Origin of the sequence: Streptococcus mitis, from assembly GCF_946188375.1 — a bacterium.
GTDB lineage: Bacteria > Bacillota > Bacilli > Lactobacillales > Streptococcaceae > Streptococcus > Streptococcus mitis_CX.
This window is the reverse complement of sequence record NZ_CAMHUS010000013.1, coordinates 1-23,755: the sequence shown is the minus strand read 5'-3', so window position 1 is coordinate 23,755 and position 23,755 is coordinate 1. Positions and strand designations below refer to the sequence as shown.

Sequence of the window (23,755 nt, the reverse complement as noted above, 5' to 3'; positions counted from 1 at the left end):
CTTATTATTTCGTTTTCTGAGCCTTTTTCTTGGCTTTTCTTTTTCTATTTTCCAGATCTTTCTGTGCCTGAGCTACAGCCTCACGCTCTGCAATAATCTTGAATGGATTGTTCAAGAAATAGGTTTGCAAGACTTGATAAGCATTGGACACTGTCCAGTAGAGGGCGACTCCACCTGGGGCATAAACTGCAAAGATAAAAATCAATACCGGAATCCCGTACATCATCGCTGTCGTAGCTCCATTACGCTCAGACAAGGCTTTGTTGGACAACCAAGTACTTAAAAAGGTGAATACAGCTGCTAAAATCGGAAGAACAAGGGTTGTATCCACACCACCAAGGTTAATCCATAAGAAATGACCTGTCTTTAAAAAGTCAACTCTTGATAGAGCTTGGAACAAGGCCAAGATAACCGGCATCTGAATCAAAATCGGCCAAAGAGAATCTGACTGTCTGACACCCATTTCTTTAAAGACTTTACGCATTTCTTGCTCTAGCTTAGTTCTGCTTTCCATATCTCGACCTGGATATTGTTCTCGAAGCGCCTTAATACGTGGTTGAGCTTCCTGCATTTTTCTGGAAGCCACCATTTGCACTTGAAAGACTGGCAAAAGCAGTGTACGAATCAAGACCGTAAAGAGGATAATCCCCACTCCAATACTGATATCAAATGATAAAAAGCGAATGATTTCAGCAAAGAAGTAAACAAATTTACTCCAAAAATCAGCCGAATCGGCTGTAATATCGCTAGTTGCCCCATTTGTTGCACAGGCTGTCATAATCAATAGGGACAGTCCTAGCAAACTAGTCAACTGTAGTTTCTTTTTCACTCCCATTTCCTTCCTGGTAAATCTTTGATAATTTTAATACGTGGAGTAGGTTTTTCTCCATCTCTGCATATCCCAAGGTTTCGACCCCTTTTCGAGCAATGACAACAAAATCGACATCTTCTGCCAGACTCCCTTTTGCATTCTGGATAATATGCCGAATCCGTCGCTTAATTTGATTTCTAGTGACGGCATTCCCCAGTTTTTTGCTAACTGATAGACCTACTCGAAAATGGTTTTTCTGATTTTCTAGTTGGTAGACAACAAACTTGCGATTGGCAAAACTTGTCCCCTCCTTGAAAATCGCCTTAAAATCTTTCTCTCTTTTTACACGAAAGTTTTTCTTCAAAACTCAACTCCATCTATTAAATTACTACTATTATACCATATTTTTCAAAAAAGCCAATCATAGCAAGGTTTTGGACATTTCCATCAGAAAAAGAAGCTGGAAAAATCTCTTTCCCAACTCCTTGTACGGAATATTTTTTCTGATTTTAGTTATTTTTTCAAGCGTTCAACGTCACGGGCAATGACCAATTCTTCATCTGTTGGAATAACCAAAACACGGATTTTCGCTGCCTCTGTTGAAATGTCTCCTGTCACACCAAAGACGTTCTTCTCTGCGTCAACATCACAGCCAAACCAAGAGATACCTGAGATAACATCTTCACGTACATTTGCAGCATTTTCACCGATACCTGCAGTAAAGATAATAGCATCTGCTCCATTTAGGACCGCAAGGTATTGACCGATATGTTTTTGGATACGGTCAACATACATTTCATAAGCCAAAGTGGCATCGTGGTCCCCTTCTTTCATAGCAGCAATCACATCACGCATATCACTGGATTTACCTGAAACCCCCATTAGTCCTGATTCACGATTAAGGACGTGACTAATGTCCTCAGGAGTATTAAAGTCCTCTGTATATTGCATTAAGTAAGGAATGATAGCTGGGTCAATATCTCCTGTACGTGTTCCCATCATCACACCACCAAGTGGAGTGAATCCCATTGAAGTATCAACAGATTGACCACCCTTAACAGCTGTGATAGAAGCTCCATTACCAATATGGCAAGTAATCAATTTCAAGTCTTCTAATGGACGGCCCAAGAGTTTTGCAGCTTCTCCTGCTACAAACTGGTGACTTGTACCGTGGGCACCATATTTACGAACCTTGTTTTCTGTGTAATATTTTGTTGGTAGAGGATAGCGATAAGCTTTCTCTGGCATAGTTGTGTGGAATGAAGTATCGAAAACAACTACACTGGTGATGTCTGGCAACAATTCCTTGAAGGCACGAACACCTGCCGCATTAGCTGGATTGTGGAGAGGAGCCAACAAGCTCAACTCTTCAACTTTTTCTAAAACATCTCCCTCAACAACTGTTGATTCTTTGAAATATTCTCCACCTGCAACAACACGGTGTCCAACACCTGTAATCTCGTCATAAGCCTTGATAATATCGAAACGAATCAAATCATCCAATAAAATTTTAACAGCTTGTGTATGATTTTCGATATCCAAAATTTGTTGTTCAGAACGGCCATCAAATTTTACAGTTGAAATTGAATCTTTCAAACCGATACGTTCAATCAACCCTTTCGCCAATACTTTTTCTTCTGGCATTAAGTATAATTGCCATTTCAAACTTGAACTTCCCGCATTGATTGCAATTGTTTTTGTCATAACATGATACCCCTTTTTAAGCGTTTTCATCTATTATAACAAAATCTATTTTATATTTCAGTACCTTGAGTCCATTTTTGAAAATTTTCTTTAAATTTCATTAAAACACTTGCATCTTGCAAGCTAGCAAGCGGATAAACAAAAGGATCTACTGCTGTTTCACTTTTCTTCTGTAAGATAAAAATCGTCTTGGATTGTTTAGCACTGGCAAAAAGATTTTCAGGCAGACTGATCATGGCAACCAGACTCGCTTCCTCTTTCAACCACCCTTTCAACAAATCACTCTGAGGACTGGTCAACAAATCACTCGGAGAGAGAAAAATAGCGTATCCATCTGACTTGAGATACTTAAGGCCTTGTTCCATGAGCAAGTGATGGGCGTAAGTATGTTCTTGGCTAGAAGCAACTTGATGACGCGACGCAACGGCGTCATCAGGATAATAGCCGACAGGCAAGTCGCTGATGACCACATCGCTTTCTTTGAGCATTTGTGGACGAACGGCATCTCCTTGGACAAAACCAGCCTGCAAACCAATTACATCTGCCATACTAGCCGCCAAATCAATCAGCAAATCATCCACTTCCATTCCCAAGTAATCCACCTTTTTATCAAGCGAGGTCAAGAAAGTAGCGCCCAAAATTCCCATCCCAGAACCCATTTCGAGGATCGTAATCTCCTTCTCTTTAAACAACTCTTCCACAATAAACACCAAAAGTAAAGCAATGGCATCTGGTGTAAACTGGTGATTGGCCTGTAGGGGCTCTGTCTGCCCTGCCTTCATCAAGAGAAACTGGTAGGTCTTGAGCCATTCTTCTTTGCGTAGCGCTAAACGCTTAAGAGCTTGATTGTTCTCTTTGACCTGCTCTAGCTCAGTTTCACCGTCCAGATAGGTGCTATTTTGCTCCACCAAGGCGTCATAAAAGTTGGTCGCCAAATCACTTTGGATGACTTGGACATTCTCTAGTAAATAGGTATAAGCTTGTTCAATTTTTTCAAAATCCATATTCCTATCTTATCAAATTTCCCTTCTTTTTTCCATCCTTATAGAAAAATCACTCCCTGATTAAGCGAGTGATTTTTGGGCTACTGTTAAAAAGAGTTCTGAGTAATTTCCTTGAAACAGGTCTTCAGCGCTATAGAGGATCTGACTATGTACAGATGAAAAACCAAACTGGGCTAGCCTGTTTTCCAGTTCAACCAATTCAAATCCATGATGGTTAGCCTCTGTCTTGGTAAAATCAGCAAGTAGGAGTTGTCCATCTTCCTTCAAATGTTGATGAAACAGTGAGAGAGCCGCATCCAAATCAGGCATATGATGAAGAACACGACAAACAACAATGAGATCAAACTCTTGCTCTAAGGGATTTTTCAGTAAATCTTGTTCCAAAAACTGGATATTCTTGATGTCTTGCTGCTCCGCTTTCAAACGAGCTTGTTCCAGCATTTTCTCCGAAATATCCACCAATGTTACAGACTTAGCTTGCTTGGCTAGGGGCAAGGTTAACAGACCCGTCCCTCCACCGAAATCCAAAATTTCTTTGTCTAATAGAAGATCAATCTGTTTCTCGACTGCTTGACAAACCAAGTTTGCAAGGAAGATATTTTTAGGGGAATCAAAAGTTTCTGCTTTGTGGTTAAAATCATGTTTCATATTTTTAGTTTAGCACAAAGTAGCTTGATTGGCTAGGAATTCTCTTTCTTTTCAGCCTTCTCTTCTGATTTTTTCTTCTCTGCTTGATTACTTGAATCAGTCACTACCTTTTCCTTTTTATCTATTTTCTCTTCTTTGATTTTGACTGAAGGAAAGATGAACTCATATTGACTCTTAGGCGTACGAACCGTCGTCACCAAGCTTGTTTTCTTGTTTTGATAGCTTACCTGACCTAGATTAAAGACCTGTTCCCCACTTTCTTGCTCAACCTTATCTTTGGTTCGCTTAGCCATGGCAAAAGCAATCAGCTTTTCTTTATTCAAAGCATAGTCTTGATAGTGGGCGACTTGTCTGTTCAAGTAAAATTGTAACAAAAGACTAAAGATGGCTGCCATAGTGACTGCATAGAGGAGAACACCTGCCTTAACTTTTTTCTTTTTCCACACGATAGATGAACTCCCTTTCTAAGCCTTTTTGGAACTGGAAATGAAAGCGCACCAGTTGGTTGTCCTCTGTAATCTGAGCTGATTTGAGTCCATAAATCATAGGCTGATATCCTCGTCCACTGGCATCAGTTTTTCGAAAATCATCCGATTTTGACTTACCTATCGCAATTTCCTTGCCATCCTGCTTCATATAGAGGCGATTGCCCTCCACTTTTTCGAATTGCGAACGGTCTAATTCTGCCTCCAGCTGGTCCACAAACAAGAGCCACTCCTTTTGCTCGCTTTGTTGCTGGTAGCGAACTTCTGAAATGAGGAGCTGACTCATGGCTTGAAAGAGGAGTAAACTTCCACTGATGACAATGAGAGCAATCAGTGATTCCAACAAGGTGAAAGCATTGACCTTATGGCTCTTTGATAGCCAACAACTGTTCTGAACCATGATAAACCTCCAATCCCTTTTCACTAGAAAACACCTGAATCTCCACTCCGTTTATCTTTACCTGATTTTGACCTGTCTGCAAGGCCATCTTAGCTACCCTCAAGACTTCTTCCTTTTGCAAGATTTTTGCTTCTTCTTGCCTATTTTTTTGAATTTGTCCCAAAAGGAGCGTCGCGATGCTGGCAAAGATAGCTAGAGCCACTACTGCTTCCAGTAAAATCACTGCCCTAATTTTTTGTTTCCTTAATGCGTTTAATTTTTCCATTTCCTAGATATAATTGATAACGAATCGCTCCTTTGCTGGTCTGAAATTCAACCTTAGCCAGGGATGAATTTCCCCCAGCTCGGTCAAATGTGATACTTTGTCCTGATGGTGCCTGAATTCCTTTAGGAACGGTCAACTTTTGGCTGCCATTACTAATGGTCTGTCCGTCTATGCTCAAACTTGTCTTTTGCTGACTAGCTACACTGCGTTTTTGTGTTTCCCGATAAAGTTCTTCAAACTCCATAAAGAAAATCTGCTCCCCTACCGCCTCAAAAGTGGACTGAACAGAGCCGGACAAGCCCAAGGCAAGGATACTCACAAGTCCCAAAATCAAGAGACTTTCAAGCATGGTAAAAGCCTTAATCTGCAACGGTTTGGCTGGTATTTTGTTTAGCATGGTATTCTTTATAAGCTTTAGCCTGTTCTTCCGTGATGCGCCCATCGTCTTGTAACTTGCTTAGGCTAGCTTCTTCATTCTTATCTAAGCTATAAAGTTCTGCCTGGCTTTCCACCACCTTAACAACAGCAGCTTTTCCTTTGTCATTGACTGCTTCTTTTTGCTTGGTCAGATTAGGTACAAAGAGTAATAGAAGCACGCTGATGATGAGCAAGACTACCAACATTTCCACAAGTGTAAAAGCTTTAACCTTAGCTTTTTTCAATAATGTCATCATTTTTTTCATGTTAAAAATTTACCTCCATATTTTGATACATAGGCATGAGCATTGCCGCATAAAGTAAAACGATAATCAAAGCCACAAAGATAAAGACCAGTGGCTGCACTAAGTTCATGGTGCGATTGACTCGAGTAAAAAAGGCTTCCCAAGTTTTTTCAGCATAGATTTCCAACTCACTCCCCAGCTTGGACTTGACTTCCCCATACTCGATAATGAGACTCAACTCTTTCTTAAAGAAAGGATAGGTTGCTATAGTTTGAGAAAATTCCCGGCCATTTTGTAGGGATTGAGCTAAGTCTTGACCGATTTCTTTAAAGAGCTGGGAACCTTGTTCCTGCATCATTTGAAAAATCTGCGTCAACTCCATCCCTTGAGAAATCATATTACCCCATTCACGCGCATAATAGGCTGTCAAATAAGTCTGAACAAAGATTCCAAGGAAGGGAAGACGCGCTAAGATAGAAAAGACACGCATTTTGGAACTTCTTTTATAGAAAGTTAGTGCTAAAAGGGCAAGTATGGAAACAAACCCCACCATTCCTAGAAAGATTTGTGGCAGATTTCCAATGATTTGGGTGGCAATATTGCTACTATCCAGTTGTGGTAGTAGGTAGTTACGCAGCCCCAGCATAATTAAGAGAAGAAACCCTAGCAAAATCAAAGGATAGGTCGCTACTTCAATTAATTTTTTCTTGACCTTGGCTAGATTGTCTAGATACTCTTCTATCTTTCCCAAACTCAGGTGGAGGTTCCCATGAACTTCAGCTAGGGATAACTGAGTGACAATGGCACTTGAAAAACCCAAACTTTCCATCATTTCTGAGAATGATTTTCCCTGAGACAAACCTGTGCGCATCTGGGTCACGCACTGCTTGTCCAACAAGGCACTCCTATCTAAAAAGGAAATAGTCTCTACCAGATGAAAACCGCTGGAAAAGAGATTGTTAAACAAGGTGATGATATTTTTTTGCTTAGCTGTAGCTAATTTTTTCCGTTTCAGCCTGAAGACTTGTGATATGTCCATCTTTAAAAAGCTGGTCAATCTGCGCATTCCAGCTAGTTGGCTGGTGTTCTTGATAGTCTTTGTTTGCAAAGTCAACGATTCCTCCTCCCCCGATTAATCTCTGGTAGCAGACTCCTTGCAGAACGACTGCTAATTCCTCCTCACTCACACCCAACTCCAGCAAGCGCTCATAAACACCTCTGATACTCTTGACATGAATAGTTGAAAAGACTGTCGCCCCTGTCAAACTGGCTCTGACCACTGCACGCGCCGTTTCGCTGTCTCGAATTTCTCCGATAATCAAGAGATCTGGTCGATGACGTAGGGAAAGTTTGATGAGATTTTCATACGTCAACCCGATTGCTTCGTTCAACTGCAATTGGAGCATGTCGTCCTGCTTGATTTCTACAGGATCTTCGATGGACATAACTTGCTGTCCCTTAAAAAGGGACTTAGCTAATTCATGCATCAAGGTTGTCTTGCCACTGCCGACTGGGCCAGCAAAGAGATAGAGACCACGTTGCCTATACTGCTTGCCAAGTTCTTCAATATCCTGAAACCAAAAATGCAAATCCTGCTCCTCATCATGCAACAAGCGAATCACCAAACTCTCCTGCCCTCGATAATCGCCTACAGTAGATAGACGTAGGGACGCCATCTTCTGGTCATAGGCATAATCACAGGAACCAAGTTGACTACGTCGCTTTTCTCCAACATTCATACCCGCCACAAACTTAAAGTGACTGATGACGGCCGCAAATTTTTCGAAATCATAACAACCGATTTTACAGCGCTTGTCTCCTACCCTCATATGAAGTTCATAGGCGTCTAACTTAGGGACAAAATAAATGTCTTGCGCCCCTTTTTTCCGGGCCGAACGAATGATTTCTTGTGCAATTTCTTGAACCATACTTACCTCCTCACCTATACTATTCGCAAAGATTTGGAAAAATAAAAAAAGCAACTCCAAAAAGTTACTTTTTCTCTATTTTAATTTCATACGGCAAGAACGGTGCCTTTCCTGACCTGTTTGTTTTTCATAGCCTGGACGTAATTTTTCATCTGGGATAACCTGCTCGTCCTGCAAAAGAGCCAAAGAATGGTATTGTTGTAAATAGTCGTCACATTCATCACACCAGCGTTGGTCTTCTGGATCCCAAAAAATAGTCATCAAGTCACTTCTACTTTTATAAAGAGGGGATTCTTGTTCCAGTCTAAACCAGCAAGTTTTATAGTATTTGAGAGCATCATAATACTGATCAAATTTTCTACTTGCTACAATATCTTCTTCCCAACCTTCTATAAACCACCAAGGTTCAAAATCTCCGTACATTTCTATAACACGATACATATTCATTCATTCCTTTGTACCGTATATTATAACCAATTCCGCTAAACAAGGAAAGAAATATGCTCATTTCTTAATTTTTTTGATAAAAAATCCAGCCATCCTATGATGACTGAATTTCTATTTGCTTATGTTCCAAAATGTTTTTACTACTTAAGCTTCTGAAATATCGTTTTCGATGATGACCTTGATGGCATGGTGGTCTGCTGCCTTACTGAAGACTTCATAGGCTTTTTCAATTTCACTTAGTTTGAAATAATGAGTTACCAATTTTTCTGGTTCAATCTTATGACTTTCAAGAGCTTTCAACAATTGTGGAGTGGTATTTGTAGATACCAAACCAGTTGTTACATTGATGTTGCGAATCCAAAGTTTGTCCAAATCGAATTCAACTGGTTTACCATGTACACCACAGTTGGCAACTGTTCCGTCTATACCGATAATCTTTTGACAGAAATCAAATGTTGCAGGAATACCAACAGCTTCGATAGCAACATCTACACCACGACCATCTGTCAAATCATAAATTTCTTTAATGGCTTTTTCAGGGTCTGAAGAATTAACCTTATGAGTCGCACCAAATGATAAAGCAGTTTCCAAGCGGTTATCGTCTAAGTCCACCATAATCAATTTGGCTGGTGAGTAAAATTGGGCTGTCAAAAGAGCAGCCAATCCAACTGGACCTGAACCAATAATGGCTACGCTGCAACCAGGTTCTACTTTCCCTTTCAAGACACCAATTTCATATCCAGTAGGTAGAATGTCTGATAGCATAACTAAGGCTTCATCTGACAAGTCTTCTGGAGTGTGGTAAAGAGTGTTATCTGCATGAGGGACACGTAAATATTCAGCCTGCATACCATCAATCAAGTGACCGAAAATCCAGCCCCCTTCGTCTTCACAGTGGGCATAAATTCCTTTTTTACAGTAGTAGCATTTACCACAGGCACAGACACAAGAAATCAAGACCTTGTCGCCTTTTTTGAAGTTAGAAACTCCTTCTCCAACTTCTTCAACAATCCCAATCCCTTCGTGACCAAGAATGGTACCACTTTGGCAAGCGGGAACATCCCCTTTGATAATATGGAGGTCTGTTCCACAAATAGTAGTTTTTACGATACGCACAATAGCGTCTGTTGGCTTGCGAATAACTGGTTTGTCTACATCAACAAAAGAAGCAAGTCCTGGTTTAACATAAGTATAGGCTTTCATAAAGCATTCCTCCGTTTTTTTATTTGTACTATTTATAATATAATTGTAAACCCTTTCATTTGCTTATTCAAGTTTTTTTGTGATTTTTTTAACTTTTTTATTTACCAGTAAAGTACTATAGATAAAAAAGCAGAAGCTAGTCTCTAACTCCTGCTTTCTCTCTTATGCTTGATAACGTTTCACACCATCTAGATAGGTTGCTACCAATTCCAAATCTTTATCTAATACGATAAAGTCTGCATCATATCCTTCGCGGATTTGGCCACAGACATCGTCAATATTAACAGATTTAGCTGGGTTAAGGCTGGCCATCATGACCGCTTCATGCGGATTCGCAATTCCCCATTCGACAACATTTCTCATACCATCTTTAAGTTTGAGGATAGAACCTGCCAAATTACCAGTAGATTTGAGACGTGCAGTTCCATTTGCTACTACAACAGGGAATTCTCCCAACATATAGTCACCGTCTTCAAGCCCACCAGCTGTCATACAGTCCGTAATAAGAGCGATGTTTTCTGTCCCCTTTTGCTTAAGTAAAATCTCACAAGCTTTTGGATCTACGTGATAACCATCACAGATCAATTCTGCGTAAGTATGTGGGAGCTCATACATAGCTCCTACCATACCTAGTTCGCGGTGTGTTAAACCACGCATCCCATTATAGGCATGTACCCATACACTAGCTCCAGCATCAACTGCCTTCTTAGCTTGTTCAAATGTCGCATCTGAGTGTCCAAGTGCAACTGTCACACCTTCACCTGTAATAGTACGTACAAAATCTTCCACTCCATCACGTTCTGGTGCAATAGCGATTTTATTTAGCATCCCTTTTGCAGCATCCTGCCAAGAATGAAACTCCTCAACACCCGGGTCTCTCATATAAGTTGGATTTTGTGCCCCCTTAAAAGTTTCTGTGAAATATGGACCTTCATAATAAATCCCACGAATCTTAGCACCTGTTGCTTCTTTATAATGGTTTCCAAGATTTTCAGTGACTGCAAGCAATTGCTCATAAGTGGCTGTTAAAGTTGTGGGCAAGAAACTGGTAACACCGGTACTAAGAAGTCCTTCACTCATAGTATGCAATGTACCTTCAATGTTGTTGTCCATCACATCTACACCTGCATATCCATGAATATGAGTATCCACAAGACCTGGTGCAATGCTATAACCAGTATAGTCAAGAACCTCTGCTCCTTCAGGAATTTGATCCACATGTTTCCCAAATTTGCCATCAACAAGTTCTAAGTACCCACCGCGACGAATGCCAAATGGATAGAAAAACTGATCCGCTTTAACGTAATTAGGCATAATAATGACCTCCTTAAAAGATTACTTTTGATATTTATTATGTCAATTACATTATAAACCTTTCTGATTCATTTGTAAATGGTATAGACCTATTTTCTAGAGATATTTTAAAAGAGCTGGATTTCTCCAACTCTTCTATTTTTAATACAAGTTATTTTGATTTGACTGGCTTGTCTTGAGCTGTTTGCAAGGCTGTAGCAATGGTATCTGCATACAATTTAGCTCCTGCTTCAATCTTACTATTGTCACTTCCAAAATGGACTTGGTCTGTTCCAGTCCAGATCTCTGGATGCTCTTTCGCAACTTGGTTCCAATCTGCTATCGTGATGTAAGGAGTCTTCTCTGCCAATTCTCTCATATAGGCAGCCTCTTTCTCAACGATTGCATAGGTCTCTTTTGTCTTATCTCCCTCATAAGGAGTCACCAAAACCATATGGTGGCCCTTAGGAAGATTTTTTACGATACTATCCCAGTCTTCCTTGTAATTTTCAGGATTATTTACCCCAGTTGCAATAACCACCATCTTTGGTAGAAATTTATTCTGGCTATTGTTGAGCATGATTTCGTTGGCGGTCTTGGTTGTTCTGCTGACTTGTGCATTAATCTGTGCTCCAGGAAGGGCTGTCTGCAAGGCTGTATTAGCTCTTAGTGCTACCGAATCACCAATTAACATAGTGCCATCAGCAATTCCTAAACTATCAGCTTCTGCTCGTTCTGTCATCACCTTGGTCTGGCTAATATTTGTTGCAGCTTGCTTCAAGCCATTGACAGTTAAGTCTGTCTCAAAAGCTCCCACTTGTGGTGCCAGCAAAGTTACTAAGAAGACAATGAAGGCCAAGATTCCAGTACTTGCTGCAAGGATTGTGTGAATATGAGGCAGGGGACGAAGGGCTTGTATAATAGGTGTGTTCTTTCCCGCAATCCAAGGTTCCAGCACATAAAATGACAGGCTGGCAAATCCATAAGAAAAAAACAAAGTCAGTAACACAGCAAGAAGATTTGATGTCAACTGTGAGAAAATGATATAGAAAGGCCAATGGAAAAGATAAACCGCATAGCTAGTATCCGCTAAAAAGCTGATAATCTTTGGCTCCTGCATGTTAGGAGTCTTTTCATGTAAGACACGCGCCGCCAGAATCATAGCAAGGGCTGCAAGGCTGGCAAGCAAGAAGCCCATAAGATAGGCAAAGAGATAGGTAAATTTGACAAAGAAGGTCAAAATGAGTAAGAATCCAAAACCTCCTCCAAAAACCAAAAGGGTCTTGCGTAAATCCCAGATTTTATCCAATTGCTTAACTAGGGAAGTCGTCTGACGAACGCCTACAATCGTTGCTAACACACTTCCCAAAAAGAATGGATAGATATGAGTTAAACTGGAGAAGTAAACAGAAGAATAAGAAGTTACTAGAAAACTACCAATAAACATAGAGAAGAAGCTGATCAAGAAGGCAGCAGCAGACAAGAGAAAGACCATTCCCTTCAACTGACCATTTGATTTAGCCTGTTTGGATAAGAACCAAACTGCCAAGCCCCAGAGGATATAGTAGTGAACCTCAACAGCCAAGCTCCAATTATGAACAAACAAATGAGGAATGAACTGAGATTCATAACTTCCTCCTGTTAGAAGTTCATAGAAGTTGGTCATGAAGCCTAAGACACCCGCAATTTGACCCCCAATTCCAGCCACATAATCTTGGCGAACTAGAAAGGTAAAGGGCATGGTTACCAAGACCATCAAAACCACAGGTGGTACGATACGATAAAAGCGTCTCCTAAAAAATCCAACCAAATCAATTTCATGATTTTTAGAAAATTCTTCGATAAGTAGAGCTGTAATCAGGAAACCTGAAAATGTAAAAAAGACATCTACCCCGAAAAATCCTCCAGGAAAGATGGTCTGAAAGAAGTGATACAAGAGTACCAAAAGTAAACCTGTAATCCTAATCAAGGAAAACCATTTAATACGCATACGAGTTTATTCTCCCTTTCATTGTACACTTTATTCTATCAAAAAAAGAAGAAAAATCCCAAGAGAAAACTTAGGATTTTTAGCTTATATCTATTCCAGTTTAAAAATTACGGCCTGACTTATTATAGCCATATTTTTCTACAAAATACTCACGGAATTCTAAGAGATTGTCATCCATGATGGCTTGTCGCACTTGCTTCATCAGGTTAAGCAAGAAGTAAAGATTGTGGTAGCTAGTCAAGCGGATACCAAAGGTTTCATCAGCCTTGAGCAGGTGACGAAGATAAGCGCGTGTATAGTTCTTACATGTGTAGCAATCACACTCAGGATCCAGTGGCGTAAAGTCCTCAGCAAACTGAGCATTTTTTACAACCAAACGACCTTGACTGGTCATACAAGTCCCATTACGAGCGATACGAGTCGGCAAGACACAATCAAACATATCCACCCCACGAATCACCCCATCAATCAAGCTATCTGGCGCTCCCACACCCATCAGATAACGAGGTTTATTTTCAGGAAGCAGTTGGGTTGTGAAGTCCAAGACAGCATTCATCTCTTCGTGGGTTTCTCCCACTGCCAAACCACCGATAGAGTAGCCTGGGAAGTCCATGCTGACAAGGTCATGAGCCGATTGTCGACGAAGGTCTTCAAATCCAGCCCCTTGCACAATTCCAAATAACCCTTGGTCATGTGGACGACGGTGAGCCGTCAAACCACGCTCAGCCCAACGGCTTGTACGCTCGATTGATTTCTTAACGTAGTCATAAGGCTGATAAAACTGAGGACATTCGTCAAAGGACATCATGATGTCTGAGCCCAGATTATTCTGAATAGAGATGGCTTTTTCTGGTGATAGGAACATCTTAGAACCATTGAGATGGTTTTTAAAGGTTACCCCTTCTTCTGTGATATTGCGGCTATCTGCTAAGGAATAAACCTGAAAACCACCACTATCTGTCAAAATAGGCTGGTCCCAATTCATGAACTTGTGGAGACCACCAGCGCGTGCGATGAGTTCATCCCCAGGACGAAGCCAGAGATGATAAGTGTTTGATAGGATAATCCCCGATCCCATCTCCTTTAACTCTTCTGGAGACTGAGTTTTGACAGTGGCTTGGGTCCCAACTGGCATAAACATAGGTGTCGGGAAGGTACCATGGGGAGTGATGATCTCTCCCAGACGAGCTCCCGTGTGTTTTTCTTTCTTAATCAAACGATATTTGATTGGTGAATCTGACATTTTTTACCTCCGAAGCTGGGAAAAACAGTCCCAGTTCATACTTTGTGCCCAAGGGCATACTGTATGATTTTATCAAAAAAAGCTGGAACTGTCACGAACTATGGTGTATAATGAGAGAATGAAATACCCAAAAATTGATTTAAAAACCATTCGTCTGCAGGCCAGACAATTTCAGGCTGAAAATCCCCGCCTCTTTCTCGTCTATCTCTTACCTAGCATGCTGGTCATCTTGTCTGGCTTCCTCAATCCCTTAGAGCGCATCAACGAGTCTATTTTAGAGCAATCCTTTTTAATCGTTCTTGGTCATGTATTCCAAGCCTACCTTTTTCCCCTATTAGTCTCCTTTATCGGGACAATCCTCCTGACCAGTTCAGTCTATACAACCCTGAAACTCATCAAGAATCCCGATACAGAACTATCCGTCAAAAATAGTCTCACTCTCTTCAACGAAGAGCACTTTTCACAAACCTTTTTGACTCTCCTTCTCAAACGCTTCTATCTCTTCTTATGGAGCATTCCTAGTTTACTCGGGATTTACTTCCTCTTTTACAGTAGCTTTCTAGCCAAGAAATTCGTTGTCCTTCATACTGAGTTTCCTAATCTGGATCTCACGTCAATTGAAACCGAGCGTTTCCTCATGACCTTTGGTCTTTACGTTCTAGCAAGTATTTTCTTGATGATTATAGGAAATAGTCTCTATATTCCACAATACTATGCCTATTCACAGGTGGAATTTCTCCTATGTGACACACTAGACTTGGGACAAGCCAAACCAGGACAAATCCTTAAAACCAGCCGTTTCCTGATGAAAGGCTATAAGTTTCAGCGTTTTGTACTAGACTTACAACTCCTTCCTTGGTACTTCCTCAATTGGATTACCTTTGGAATTGCTAGTTTTTCACTCCTACCCTACATTCAAATCAATAAAATGATTTTTTACCGAGCAGTACTGGCTCGAAAACGTCCAAAAGCTTGAAGGTGGCCCCTCAAGCTTTTTTCTATCAATGAGTTTCTCCACCTACCAACTTGAGATCCTGATCTCCATGTTCTATAATAGCCCCGATTGCCGCTTCTAGCCCTCGCCTAATATCCACTAAACTCATAGCTGGAGTAGTCGGTCGATTCACCACCTGTTCCATCATATAAGGAATATGCATAAAACCTGCCTTAACATGTGGAAATTTTTTTTCTACCAAATAGAGGGCCTGATACATCAAATGATTGCAGACAAAAGTACCTGCCGTATTGGAAACAGAGGCCGGCAATCCCTCTTTTTTTATAGCTTGAACCATCGCTTTAATCGGCAAACTACTAAAGTAGGCCGGAGCACCATCTGGGCGAATGGGAAGGTCAATCGGTTGATTACCTTCGTTATCCGGGATGCGTGCATCGTCTTGATTAATGGCCACTCGTTCAGGCGTCAAACTAGATCTTCCACCTGCTTGGCCAATACAAAGGACAAAGTCAGGTTGATAACGGTTTATCTCTTCTTCCAATACTTGGGCCGATTTGTGAAAGACTGTCGGCACTTCTAGCCAACGGACCTCAGCGCCATGGATTTCAGCTGGTAAACCTTTAACGGCCTCCAAGGCTGGATTTACCTTCTCCCCTCCAAAGGGCTCAAAACCTGTCACTAATACTTTCATTTCTAACTCCTCAAAACCAATTTAATGAAACTATTTTCTTAAAAACAAGTATAACATATTTCCCTTATTCTGGATTGAAAAGGATTAGCGAGATTAGAATCGACCTTCAAATTTATTTAAAAAGGAAAATGCTAATCAAGGCTAAAATAGCTGGTCCACCTTGCTTCAAAATAATTTTCTTATCTGCTGTAAGAGAGCCATAAGCCGCAGCCCCAATCACAAATAAGACAAAAATAGTCACAATTTCTAAATTCTGTGAGAAATAAATCCCATACAAGAGAAAGACTCCTAGTAGAGCATTATAAATCCCTTGATTTTTAAACAATGACCTTACAGACGGACGAGCCAGTTCTTCCTTTTCCATGTTAAAGACACGACTGGTTGCATCTGATTGCGTTGCAATACTTTCCAAATAAAAAATGTAAAAATGCTCCAAAGCAACAATCGTTGCTAAAATGATTGTAATAATTGACATCTATTTCTCCTTAAATTTCTATATTCTCAATCCACAAAACCAATTTATTTAATAAACGGTTGAGTTCTGTTTTTTCAGATTCTGTTAAGATACTTTCCATCTCTTCCTTAACCTTGATATGCTTCAGAGGGGGATTCACCACTAACTGCTCCTTGGCATACTTCGTAGCCTCTACCAACACTTCCCGCTGATTTTCAGGATTACGATGACGCTCCACCAAACCTTCCTTTTCCAGAATTTTGAAATGTCGGGTCAAAGCAGCCTGATCAATCTTCAAACGCTCCTGAACCGCTATTTGATTACAAGGGGAATGCTTCAGCAAAAACAGTAAAATCTGATACCGTGTCAAACTAATCCCAAGTCTTTTTTCAAACAATTGCGTACTCGCTTGCTCAGACAAGCGGAGTTGATAAAGCAGATCTTGAATCTCTATCATTTCTTTCTCCTATCTTGATTTATCAATAGTTGACTAATCAATTGTGTTATAAAGTAAAATTGATTGCAAGAATGTTGCTTCAATCATTACAAAATGGTAACTTCCATTTTCCATTCATATTGATACTCAATGAAAATCAAAGAGCAAACTAGGAAGCTAGCCGTAGGTTGCTCAAAGCACAGCTTTGAGGTTGCAGATAAAACTGACGTGGTTTGAAGAGATTTTCGAAGAGTATGACAAAGAAAAAACGAATGAGACTTACTTCCTATCACGAAAGCTAGATCTCATTCGTAAAAATGATATTACCAAGTCTGGTTTATCCATTCATTGAAACGTGAACGTGATCATAGTGATTTTCTGTCACGCTACCACGGTCTGGCATTGGATTCCAAGTATTAGCTGGCCCATATTTGCTATCGAATGGAGCATAGAAACGTTGTTTCCAGATGATGTAACTAATTCCTCGCCTGGCCATGTTTTGAATAGCGTATTCCGCAATCTTATCCCCTAGTTCTGAGCTTTCTGGTACCATAAAGTCGATAGCCAAACCTTTTCCGTGATCTCCACTGTCTCCTGGACGGTAACCACTAAAGGATGTAATACCAAACAAGTTGGCGATTTCTTCTTTAAAGGCAGCTGTTTGTGGTTGGAGGCCTGCATTTTCAGATTTCGCTACCGCAAGTCCAGCATAATCGGGCGCAGCTGGAGCTGCGTAAGTTGTTGAAGCTGTTTTTGTCTCTTCCGGTTGATAAGTAGAAACTGCTGGTGTATCTTCACTTGATGATGCTCTACTTGATGATTCTTCTTTTGCTTCTTCTGAACTTGGTGCAGTTGTTTCTGTTGCTTTTTCTTCTACTGGAGTTGTAATTGGTTCCACTGTTGAAGCAGCTTGTGGGTTTGCTTGAGTTTCCTCTTTCTCAGCTAGAGTCGTTGCCTGAGGAGCTGATTCTTCAACTGGACTGGTTGTTTCGAATGTTTGCTCCGCTGACGTAGAAGAGTCTGTAGATGGTGCCACGTCTTCTGCAGCAGTCACTGTCTCTGCAACTTCTGAATTTGATGCTACTTCTTTTGTGCTTGTAGTTTCTACCGCTTTTGGAGCTTCTGCAATTGGTTGAGAAGGATCTGCAACCTGAACAGTTTGATTATCAACGGTCACTTGATTGGTTGTCAAATCTGCTGTCGCAGTTGTAACTTCTTCACTAGAATCTGCTTGAGGTGTTTGGATTTCAACTTCCGTTACTTCCTCGGCTTCATTGACAGTCGTTGTCAAAACAGTTTCTGGGAAAATCAAGTCCATATTAGTGATTTTATTCAAATTCGCAAGAACTGTGACATCTACACCCAGGGCTTCTGCAATGGTGCTCAAGGTATCACCATACTGAACGGTATAACTTGTTTTGTTGTCCGTTTTAGTCAAATCGTTTTGGATTTGCTCAACACTACGTGCAGTCCAAAGAACTTCTTCTGCTTGGGTTGCCAATACTGGGGCAAATGACAAGGCTACTGTTGACGCTAATAATATTCTTTTCTTCATTCTTTCAAATTCCTTTCAAATGAGTACCTATCTATCATAACACAAAAAATGCAGAAAAAAAGCCCTCTCGGGCCTATTTAACAGAACTGTCTATTCCTTGTAACAAACTCGGTTACTTGAAATAGTTTGTTAGGTCTCTGTCACAAAACTGACACAATCTTCTCGTTACTTGCTCTCAAAAATATAAGTAATATCTGCTAACTCTTGAATCCTGTGATTGCCTTCATAAGACGACTCTAAAAAGTTAAGACTTTGAATCCCACTATTCTGGGCAAATTCCACATCCAGAGTCCGATCCCCTATATAATAAGTATTGTCAGGATTCAACTGATGCTTGTCTATCAGATAGGTAGCCGCTTCTGAACTTGGCTTGCGCGCAAAGCCACTCTGACTGGTTAGAATCTCTGTAAAATAGGACTCCAACCCCAAGTCTCTTAGAATGGTAAAAGCATTATCTCCCTTATGAGTGTAAACAAACTGCTGAATTCCTGATTCCTCTGCCCAAGCTAGCACATCACGCGCACCTGGCATCAAAACTACCTGAGCATTCTTCTCAGCCAAACTCTGGGCACGCACCTGATTTAGCACTTCCGCATCCAGTTTTCTCTCTTCCGCCACCTGCACAAGCAAATCCTGCACAGAAAACTTGAGGATAAACTCCCTCACCTTCCCTTTATCATAAGGAATAACAAACTGACCAAAAGTCTCCTCAATCCCTGACAAAATCGCTTCGTAAGAATCCAATAAAGTCCCGTCTAAATCCCAAATAAAAGCTGTTTTTTGCATTTCCTATCCTTTCAAGCTCATATAGCGCTGGTAACGATAGCGTAGAAATAACCAGCGAAAACCATTATCCAAGAGAGTCCCTGCCCAAATACCGGGCAAGCCCCAACCAAGTACAATCCCCATCAGATATCCTGTTCCAATGCGGATACACCACATTCCTATACTTGTCGCATAAAAGGGAAGCCGAGCATTGCCCAAACCCTGCCAGACTGCTGTATAGATGACTGTTCCTATCGTCATAGGAGTACCAAGTAGTGAAAAAAGTGTCACTAGAACACTAGCCTCCACCGCTAGAGAATTATTCGTATAGAGATGAGTTAGTGGTATACCCAAAGCATAGATACTGAAGGTCAAGGGTAACATGAGGACCAGAGAAAGCCAAAAGGTTTGCTTGCTCAAATTAGCTACTTTTTCCCAATTATCTTCCCCAACTGCTCGGGCCACCAGCATGACCGTTGCCGTAGCGACGCCAAAGGCAGGCATGTAGTTAAACTGAGTCAAGACTTCTCCGACTGCATTTCCAGCCACCACCTCCGTTCCAAAAGAAACAACCAAAGCAATGATCACGACATCTCCAGCCCGCATCATGAGCCGTTCTCCAGCTGCTGGCAAAGCTAAGGTCAATAGTTCCTTATCTAAACCAAAAGTCGGTTTCTCAAAAGGCAACTTTAATTGCGACCATAAAATCACAAGACCTACCAAACGAGACAGAATTGTCCCCCAAGCAACACCCGCTATCCCCATATCAAGAACAAAAATAGCTAGACTTGAAAAAAGAATATTCAAGGCATTGGATAACAAACTAACATAGAGGGGCAAACGTGGATTATGCGTTGCACGAATCAAGGCTCCCAGACTAGTCATTAAACCTAAGAGAACAATCGATCCTCCTACCAAAGATAGGTAGAGTCCACCACTCTCAGCTACATCTCTCTCCGTCCCCAAAAGTCCTAACATCTCTTTCCCAGCGAAGATGGACAAAAATCCTAAAAGGAAACTTAATAGTAAGGTAATCTTCAAGGCCTCAGTCACATGATAGGCTAGCATAGATTGATCCTTCTGCCCCAAACTTTTTGAAATAACACTAGAAATAGCTGCTCCCAGAGCAATGAAAATCGCCTGGTAAATCGTGATAATATTACCAGCTACTGAAACACCTGAAATAGCTATCAATCCTAAATGAGCAACCAAATAACTGTCCACCATTCCCATGAGCATCTGCAAAAAGTTTTCACCCATAGCTGGTAAGGCAATATTAAGAATGTCTTTATTTTTCTTAAACAATCCTTCCTCCCGATGAAAAGAAACTCAGTTGGTTTCCCAACCGAGTTTACTCCCTCTGTCTTAAAGTCCTAGATAAGCCTCAACCGCTGCTTGCATATCAGCAGCTGCCACTGTCGTCTTATGACGAACAGGAGCTGTTTCAAGCCCATCCACTGCAGGCGGCACTGCCACTCCTGAGATTTCATGTAATTGAGCCAAGGCTTCAAAGTCAGTCAAGCCAACTTTCCCAGTTACAGCTTCTACTGCAACTACTGGGAACTTGTATGGACTCGCTGTTGAAGCAATCACTGTCTTAGTCACATCGCCAGTAGCCGCTTGGTATTTCTTATAAACTGCCGAGGCAACTGCCGTATGTGGATCCTCGATATAAGAATCTGACTCATAAACACGCTTGATTTCTGCCGCTGTTTCTTCCTCAGTCGCATATTCAGCTGCAAAGAGTGCAAGAACCTCTGCATCAAAGTCTGTCAATTCATATTGTCCTTGTGTATTCAAGGCATTCATGAGTTCAGTTGTCTTTTCAGCATCATTACCCAAAAGATGGAAAATCAAACGCTCTAAGTTTGAAGATACCAAAATATCCATAGATGGGCTAGTTGTTACCTTAAACTCACGTTTCTTATCGTAAACACATGTCTTGAAGAAGTCTGTCAAAACATTGTTGTCATTTGAAGCACAGATTAATTTGCCAACTGGTAGACCAATTTGCTTAGCATAAAAGGCAGCCAAGATATTTCCAAAGTTTCCTGTTGGTACTGTGAAGTTGACCTTATCACCAGCCACAATCTCACCAGTCTTAACCAACTGAGCATAGGCATAAACATAATAAACAATCTGTGGCACCAAACGACCAATATTCATAGAGTTTGCAGATGAAAATTGCAACTTGTTGGCCGCTAATCTTTCACGAAGAGCCACATCGTTAAACATATGCTTCACATTTGTTTGGGCATCATCAAAGTTACCATCAATAGCGATAACATGAGTATTGTCGCCAGTCTGAGTGATCATTTGCAACTCTTGTACTTTGCTGACACCATCCTTTGGATAAAAGACGATAATCTCAGTACCAGGTACATCAGCAAATCCTGCCATAGCAGCTTTCCCAGTATCCCCAGATGTCGCTGTTAAGATGACAATCTTGTTCTCCAAACCATGCTTCTTAGCAGCTGTTGTCATAAAGTATGGCAAAATAGACAAGGCCATATCCTTAAAAGCAATTGTTGAACCATGGAAAAGTTCCAAGTTATATTGGCCGTCTAATTTCACTAATGGTGCGATAGCTGGAGTATCAAATTTGCTATCATAGGCATTGTTGATACAGTAGTCCAACTCCTCAGCTGTAAAGTCATCTAAAAATGCTGACAAAACAAGCTTAGCAACTTCCCGATAAGAAGCATCTTTCAATTTGTCAAAATCCAAATCTACCTTTGGATAAGTAAGCGGTGTAAACAAACCACCATCCGTTGCCAAACCTTGCAAAATTGCTTGGCTAGCAGTTACTGTATTGTTGGCATCACGCGTTGATTGATAAACTAATGTCATTACTCTCTATCCTTTATCTATAGTCTCATCCATTATATCATGATTTTTCAGAAAATTCTCCTTTTATAAGAGAAATTATAGGCCCAATTCTTCTTTCAAAGGCTGTAAGTAGGTCATTTCTTGCTTATTTCTCATCTCCAGTCCTTCCTCGGCTAGCAGGAATAAGTCTTTGGAAATTTCAATAATCGCAGTTTCTTCCTCATCTGTAAGCTTCTTCTTAGAAAATTGTCGTCTTAAAAACTTATAATTTTTCCCAAATTCTTTAAAGAAAGGTGCTGCTTCTAAGTAAGCTTCTAACTTATCTAAATTAACCAACAATCCTAAGTGAAAAGCTGCTGAAGCGAAGGTTCTATCTAGAGGTTGAGTACACACACTACGAAACTCAACTGTTCCGCGAGTCGTTAAGTCTTGGTACTGATAACTACGATGGGTTTCAAAATCCTTCTCTTGAGGGGAAATAAGAATCTCATCCCCATTAAGAGAAAATGCTTGGATTTCAGGTGTAGCCAAATAGTCCCTAGCCTGAATCGGATAAAAATAAAAGGTTTGTTCATCACGTTCCGCAGTAAAAATTGCAGAATGATCTAGATAATCAAAAAAATTATCCTCATCTTTAAATAGTCTTGCATTGACCCCAACATTTTCTGGATAGATACCATGCATCGATTCTTCCCAGAAAATATCCCTTGAAATTTTCGTATCCCAATCCGCACCTGTAAACTCAGAGTTTGCAAATAAATAAGCCTTAACTGCTTCAATTTGGGTAAAAGCATTAATCACTCGTAAGTAGTTAGACTTTGAAACATCCAACTGAACCTGACTCCCACAAATAAACGCTCCGTATTCAGGGAATTGATGTAAGTCTGATTTAGTCACATTTCTACTTAAATTCAAATAGTCCATCAACATCTGATAGCGTGGGTAAGCCACTGGACAATTATCATTTTTATCCCAGTTGGGATGAATACCACAGCCAACAATAGCATGATTTGATTCAGCTAACTTCTTCTGGATTGCTGCCATATAAATGCTAAAACGTTCTTCAACCTCTTGTATCGTTTCCGCCTTACCAAATGCAAACTCAATCGTAGTATAGGAAACTTCAAATAAAATAGCATCCTGACTTGCTGGATTCACTAACTGAATAGGATTTCCAAAATCATCAACCTTTTCTACAGTTAGATGCAAATCAGAAACTAGATATCTAAATAAGTGCTTGATAACTTCAACGTCTGTAGCATCCCCTTCCAAATTTACAACAGGATATTCCAGCTCAATCCCGACAAACAATCCAGGATTTTCTTTAATATTTTTTAAATACCGATGTTTTAATAAATCGATAGAACGAGACATACTTCCCTACACTTTCTTAATCTAAATAAAATTTGAATAACTATTATTATACCAAAAATAATATAAAAAGGAACGAAGATTTACAACGTTCCTTAACTCTATACTATACCGGCGGCCGGGGTCGAACCGGCACGTCCTTGCGGACACTGGATTTTGAGTCCAGCGCGTCTGCCAATTCCGCCACGCCGGCAAATAGTAACTGGGGTAGCTGGATTCGAACCAACGCATGAGGGAGTCAAAGTCCCTTGCCTTACCGCTTGGCTATACCCCAATAATATAAAATAGGCGAGTGATGGGGATCGAACCCACGCATGCCAGAGCCACAATCTGGTGTGTTAACCACTTCACCACACCCGCCATAATTCTATTAACACGGGCAGTAGGAATTGAACCCACACTGAAGGTTTTGGAGACCTTAGTTCTACCTTTAAACTATGCCCGTAAAATGGAAGGGGAGGGATTCGAACCCCCGAACCCGAAGGAGCGGATTTACAGTCCGCCGCGTTTAGCCTCTTCGCTACCCTTCCAAAATATATAAATGGCGCGAGACGGAATCGAACCGCCGACACATGGAGCTTCAATCCATTGCTCTACCAACTGAGCTACCGAGCCT

General features: G+C 40.8%; 26 protein-coding genes and 6 tRNA genes. 1 reads left to right on the top strand and 31 read right to left on the bottom strand.

From position 1 onward, the window contains the following. Nucleotides 1-4: 4 nt before the first annotated feature. From N8M16_RS09550 to tgt, 17 genes are all read right to left on the bottom strand, one after another. Nucleotides 5-829 carry a membrane protein insertase YidC gene (locus N8M16_RS09550; protein ID WP_261070100.1) on the bottom strand — a complete coding sequence of 275 codons (825 nt, stop codon included), beginning with the start codon at nt 827-829 and terminating at the stop codon, nt 5-7. Further along, complete coding sequence (gene rnpA / locus N8M16_RS09545) at nt 804-1,175, bottom strand: ribonuclease P protein component (RefSeq protein ID WP_000739242.1); 372 nt, start codon at nt 1,173-1,175, stop codon at nt 804-806. The genes N8M16_RS09550 and rnpA overlap by 26 nt, the downstream gene beginning before the upstream one ends. A 149-nt stretch (nt 1,176-1,324) precedes the next feature. Next, nucleotides 1,325-2,515, bottom strand: a complete 1,191-nt coding sequence (locus tag N8M16_RS09540; RefSeq protein WP_261070099.1) for an acetate kinase — start codon at nt 2,513-2,515, stop codon at nt 1,325-1,327. A gap of 50 nt (nt 2,516-2,565) precedes the next feature. Continuing rightward, nucleotides 2,566-3,519 carry a class I SAM-dependent methyltransferase gene (locus N8M16_RS09535; protein WP_261070098.1) on the bottom strand — a complete coding sequence of 318 codons (954 nt, stop codon included), beginning with the start codon at nt 3,517-3,519 and terminating at the stop codon, nt 2,566-2,568. A gap of 60 nt (nt 3,520-3,579) precedes the next feature. Continuing rightward, a complete protein-coding gene (locus tag N8M16_RS09530; RefSeq protein ID WP_020903617.1) occupies nt 3,580-4,167 on the bottom strand; it encodes a class I SAM-dependent methyltransferase in 588 nt (195 codons plus the stop codon). Between the two features lie 32 nt (nt 4,168-4,199). After that, nucleotides 4,200-4,613 carry a competence type IV pilus minor pilin ComGG gene (comGG, locus tag N8M16_RS09525; protein WP_031233244.1) on the bottom strand — a complete coding sequence of 138 codons (414 nt, stop codon included), beginning with the start codon at nt 4,611-4,613 and terminating at the stop codon, nt 4,200-4,202. Continuing rightward, the gene (gene comGF / locus N8M16_RS09520) at nt 4,591-5,052 is read right to left on the bottom strand and encodes a competence type IV pilus minor pilin ComGF (RefSeq protein WP_020903618.1); all 462 of its coding nucleotides are present in this window, start codon (nt 5,050-5,052) and stop codon (nt 4,591-4,593) included. The genes comGG and comGF overlap by 23 nt, the downstream gene beginning before the upstream one ends. Next, nucleotides 5,015-5,317, bottom strand: a complete 303-nt coding sequence (gene comGE, locus N8M16_RS09515; protein WP_153197443.1) for a competence type IV pilus minor pilin ComGE — start codon at nt 5,315-5,317, stop codon at nt 5,015-5,017. Before comGE ends, comGF begins: the two co-directional genes overlap by 38 nt. After that, entirely contained in the window at nt 5,280-5,714 is a 435-nt protein-coding gene (gene comGD, locus N8M16_RS09510) for a competence type IV pilus minor pilin ComGD (protein ID WP_261070097.1), read from the bottom strand. The genes comGE and comGD overlap by 38 nt, the downstream gene beginning before the upstream one ends. Next, the gene (gene comGC, locus N8M16_RS09505; RefSeq protein WP_020903620.1) at nt 5,677-6,000 is read right to left on the bottom strand and encodes a competence type IV pilus major pilin ComGC; all 324 of its coding nucleotides are present in this window, start codon (nt 5,998-6,000) and stop codon (nt 5,677-5,679) included. The genes comGD and comGC overlap by 38 nt, the downstream gene beginning before the upstream one ends. A gap of 1 nt (nt 6,001) precedes the next feature. Then, a complete protein-coding gene (comGB, locus tag N8M16_RS09500; RefSeq protein ID WP_261070108.1) occupies nt 6,002-7,018 on the bottom strand; it encodes a competence type IV pilus assembly protein ComGB in 1,017 nt (338 codons plus the stop codon). Beyond that, complete coding sequence (gene comGA / locus N8M16_RS09495) at nt 6,966-7,907, bottom strand: competence type IV pilus ATPase ComGA (RefSeq protein WP_261070096.1); 942 nt, start codon at nt 7,905-7,907, stop codon at nt 6,966-6,968. Before comGA ends, comGB begins: the two co-directional genes overlap by 53 nt. Before the next feature lie 75 nt (nt 7,908-7,982). Next, complete coding sequence (locus N8M16_RS09490; protein ID WP_020903623.1) at nt 7,983-8,348, bottom strand: DUF1033 family protein; 366 nt, start codon at nt 8,346-8,348, stop codon at nt 7,983-7,985. Between the two features lie 150 nt (nt 8,349-8,498). Continuing rightward, nucleotides 8,499-9,557 carry a zinc-dependent alcohol dehydrogenase family protein gene (locus N8M16_RS09485; RefSeq protein ID WP_000649457.1) on the bottom strand — a complete coding sequence of 353 codons (1,059 nt, stop codon included), beginning with the start codon at nt 9,555-9,557 and terminating at the stop codon, nt 8,499-8,501. Between the two features lie 162 nt (nt 9,558-9,719). Further along, complete coding sequence (gene nagA, locus N8M16_RS09480) at nt 9,720-10,871, bottom strand: N-acetylglucosamine-6-phosphate deacetylase (protein ID WP_001134550.1); 1,152 nt, start codon at nt 10,869-10,871, stop codon at nt 9,720-9,722. Between the two features lie 151 nt (nt 10,872-11,022). Continuing rightward, nucleotides 11,023-12,840 (bottom strand): acyltransferase family protein, encoded by a 1,818-nt coding sequence (locus N8M16_RS09475; RefSeq protein WP_004257479.1) that lies wholly within the window; start codon nt 12,838-12,840, stop codon nt 11,023-11,025. A gap of 100 nt (nt 12,841-12,940) precedes the next feature. After that, a complete protein-coding gene (gene tgt / locus N8M16_RS09470; RefSeq protein WP_033684704.1) occupies nt 12,941-14,083 on the bottom strand; it encodes a tRNA guanosine(34) transglycosylase Tgt in 1,143 nt (380 codons plus the stop codon). Nucleotides 14,084-14,201: 118 nt separating this feature from the next. On the opposite strand from tgt, the gene N8M16_RS09465 reads away from it, so the two are divergent. Beyond that, nucleotides 14,202-15,059, top strand: coding sequence for a DUF975 family protein (locus N8M16_RS09465; protein ID WP_261070095.1), 858 nt, complete (start codon nt 14,202-14,204; stop codon nt 15,057-15,059). A 25-nt stretch (nt 15,060-15,084) separates the two neighbouring features. Here the strand turns inward: N8M16_RS09465 and pcp are convergent, their stop codons facing one another. From pcp to N8M16_RS09395, 14 genes are all read right to left on the bottom strand, one after another. Beyond that, on the bottom strand, nt 15,085-15,729 hold the full coding sequence (gene pcp, locus N8M16_RS09460) for a pyroglutamyl-peptidase I (RefSeq protein ID WP_261070094.1): 645 nt from the start codon (nt 15,727-15,729) through the stop codon (nt 15,085-15,087). Nucleotides 15,730-15,841: 112 nt separating this feature from the next. Then, nucleotides 15,842-16,204 carry a DUF1304 domain-containing protein gene (locus N8M16_RS09455; protein WP_020903678.1) on the bottom strand — a complete coding sequence of 121 codons (363 nt, stop codon included), beginning with the start codon at nt 16,202-16,204 and terminating at the stop codon, nt 15,842-15,844. Nucleotides 16,205-16,214: 10 nt separating this feature from the next. Further along, complete coding sequence (locus tag N8M16_RS09450) at nt 16,215-16,640, bottom strand: MarR family winged helix-turn-helix transcriptional regulator (protein WP_020903677.1); 426 nt, start codon at nt 16,638-16,640, stop codon at nt 16,215-16,217. A gap of 316 nt (nt 16,641-16,956) precedes the next feature. Beyond that, complete coding sequence (locus tag N8M16_RS09445; protein ID WP_261070093.1) at nt 16,957-18,174, bottom strand: LysM peptidoglycan-binding domain-containing protein; 1,218 nt, start codon at nt 18,172-18,174, stop codon at nt 16,957-16,959. A 165-nt stretch (nt 18,175-18,339) separates the two neighbouring features. Next, entirely contained in the window at nt 18,340-18,960 is a 621-nt protein-coding gene (locus N8M16_RS09440; protein ID WP_261070092.1) for an HAD family hydrolase, read from the bottom strand. Between the two features lie 3 nt (nt 18,961-18,963). Next, the gene (locus N8M16_RS09435; RefSeq protein WP_261070091.1) at nt 18,964-20,244 is read right to left on the bottom strand and encodes an MATE family efflux transporter; all 1,281 of its coding nucleotides are present in this window, start codon (nt 20,242-20,244) and stop codon (nt 18,964-18,966) included. Nucleotides 20,245-20,304: 60 nt separating this feature from the next. Then, nucleotides 20,305-21,789, bottom strand: coding sequence for a threonine synthase (gene thrC, locus N8M16_RS09430; protein ID WP_261070090.1), 1,485 nt, complete (start codon nt 21,787-21,789; stop codon nt 20,305-20,307). A gap of 75 nt (nt 21,790-21,864) precedes the next feature. Beyond that, a complete protein-coding gene (locus N8M16_RS09425) occupies nt 21,865-23,142 on the bottom strand; it encodes a glutamate-cysteine ligase family protein (protein WP_261070089.1) in 1,278 nt (425 codons plus the stop codon). Nucleotides 23,143-23,248: 106 nt separating this feature from the next. Continuing rightward, a tRNA-Leu gene (locus N8M16_RS09420) sits at nt 23,249-23,332 on the bottom strand. Between the two features lie 9 nt (nt 23,333-23,341). Then, nucleotides 23,342-23,413, bottom strand: a tRNA-Gln gene (locus N8M16_RS09415). 13 nt (nt 23,414-23,426) lie between these two features. Then, nucleotides 23,427-23,499: transfer RNA gene (locus N8M16_RS09410), tRNA-His, on the bottom strand. A 14-nt stretch (nt 23,500-23,513) separates the two neighbouring features. Continuing rightward, a tRNA-Trp gene (locus tag N8M16_RS09405) sits at nt 23,514-23,584 on the bottom strand. A 4-nt stretch (nt 23,585-23,588) separates the two neighbouring features. Further along, nucleotides 23,589-23,669, bottom strand: a tRNA-Tyr gene (locus N8M16_RS09400). A 12-nt stretch (nt 23,670-23,681) separates the two neighbouring features. Beyond that, a tRNA-Phe gene (locus N8M16_RS09395) sits at nt 23,682-23,754 on the bottom strand. Nucleotide 23,755: the final 1 nt, after the last annotated feature.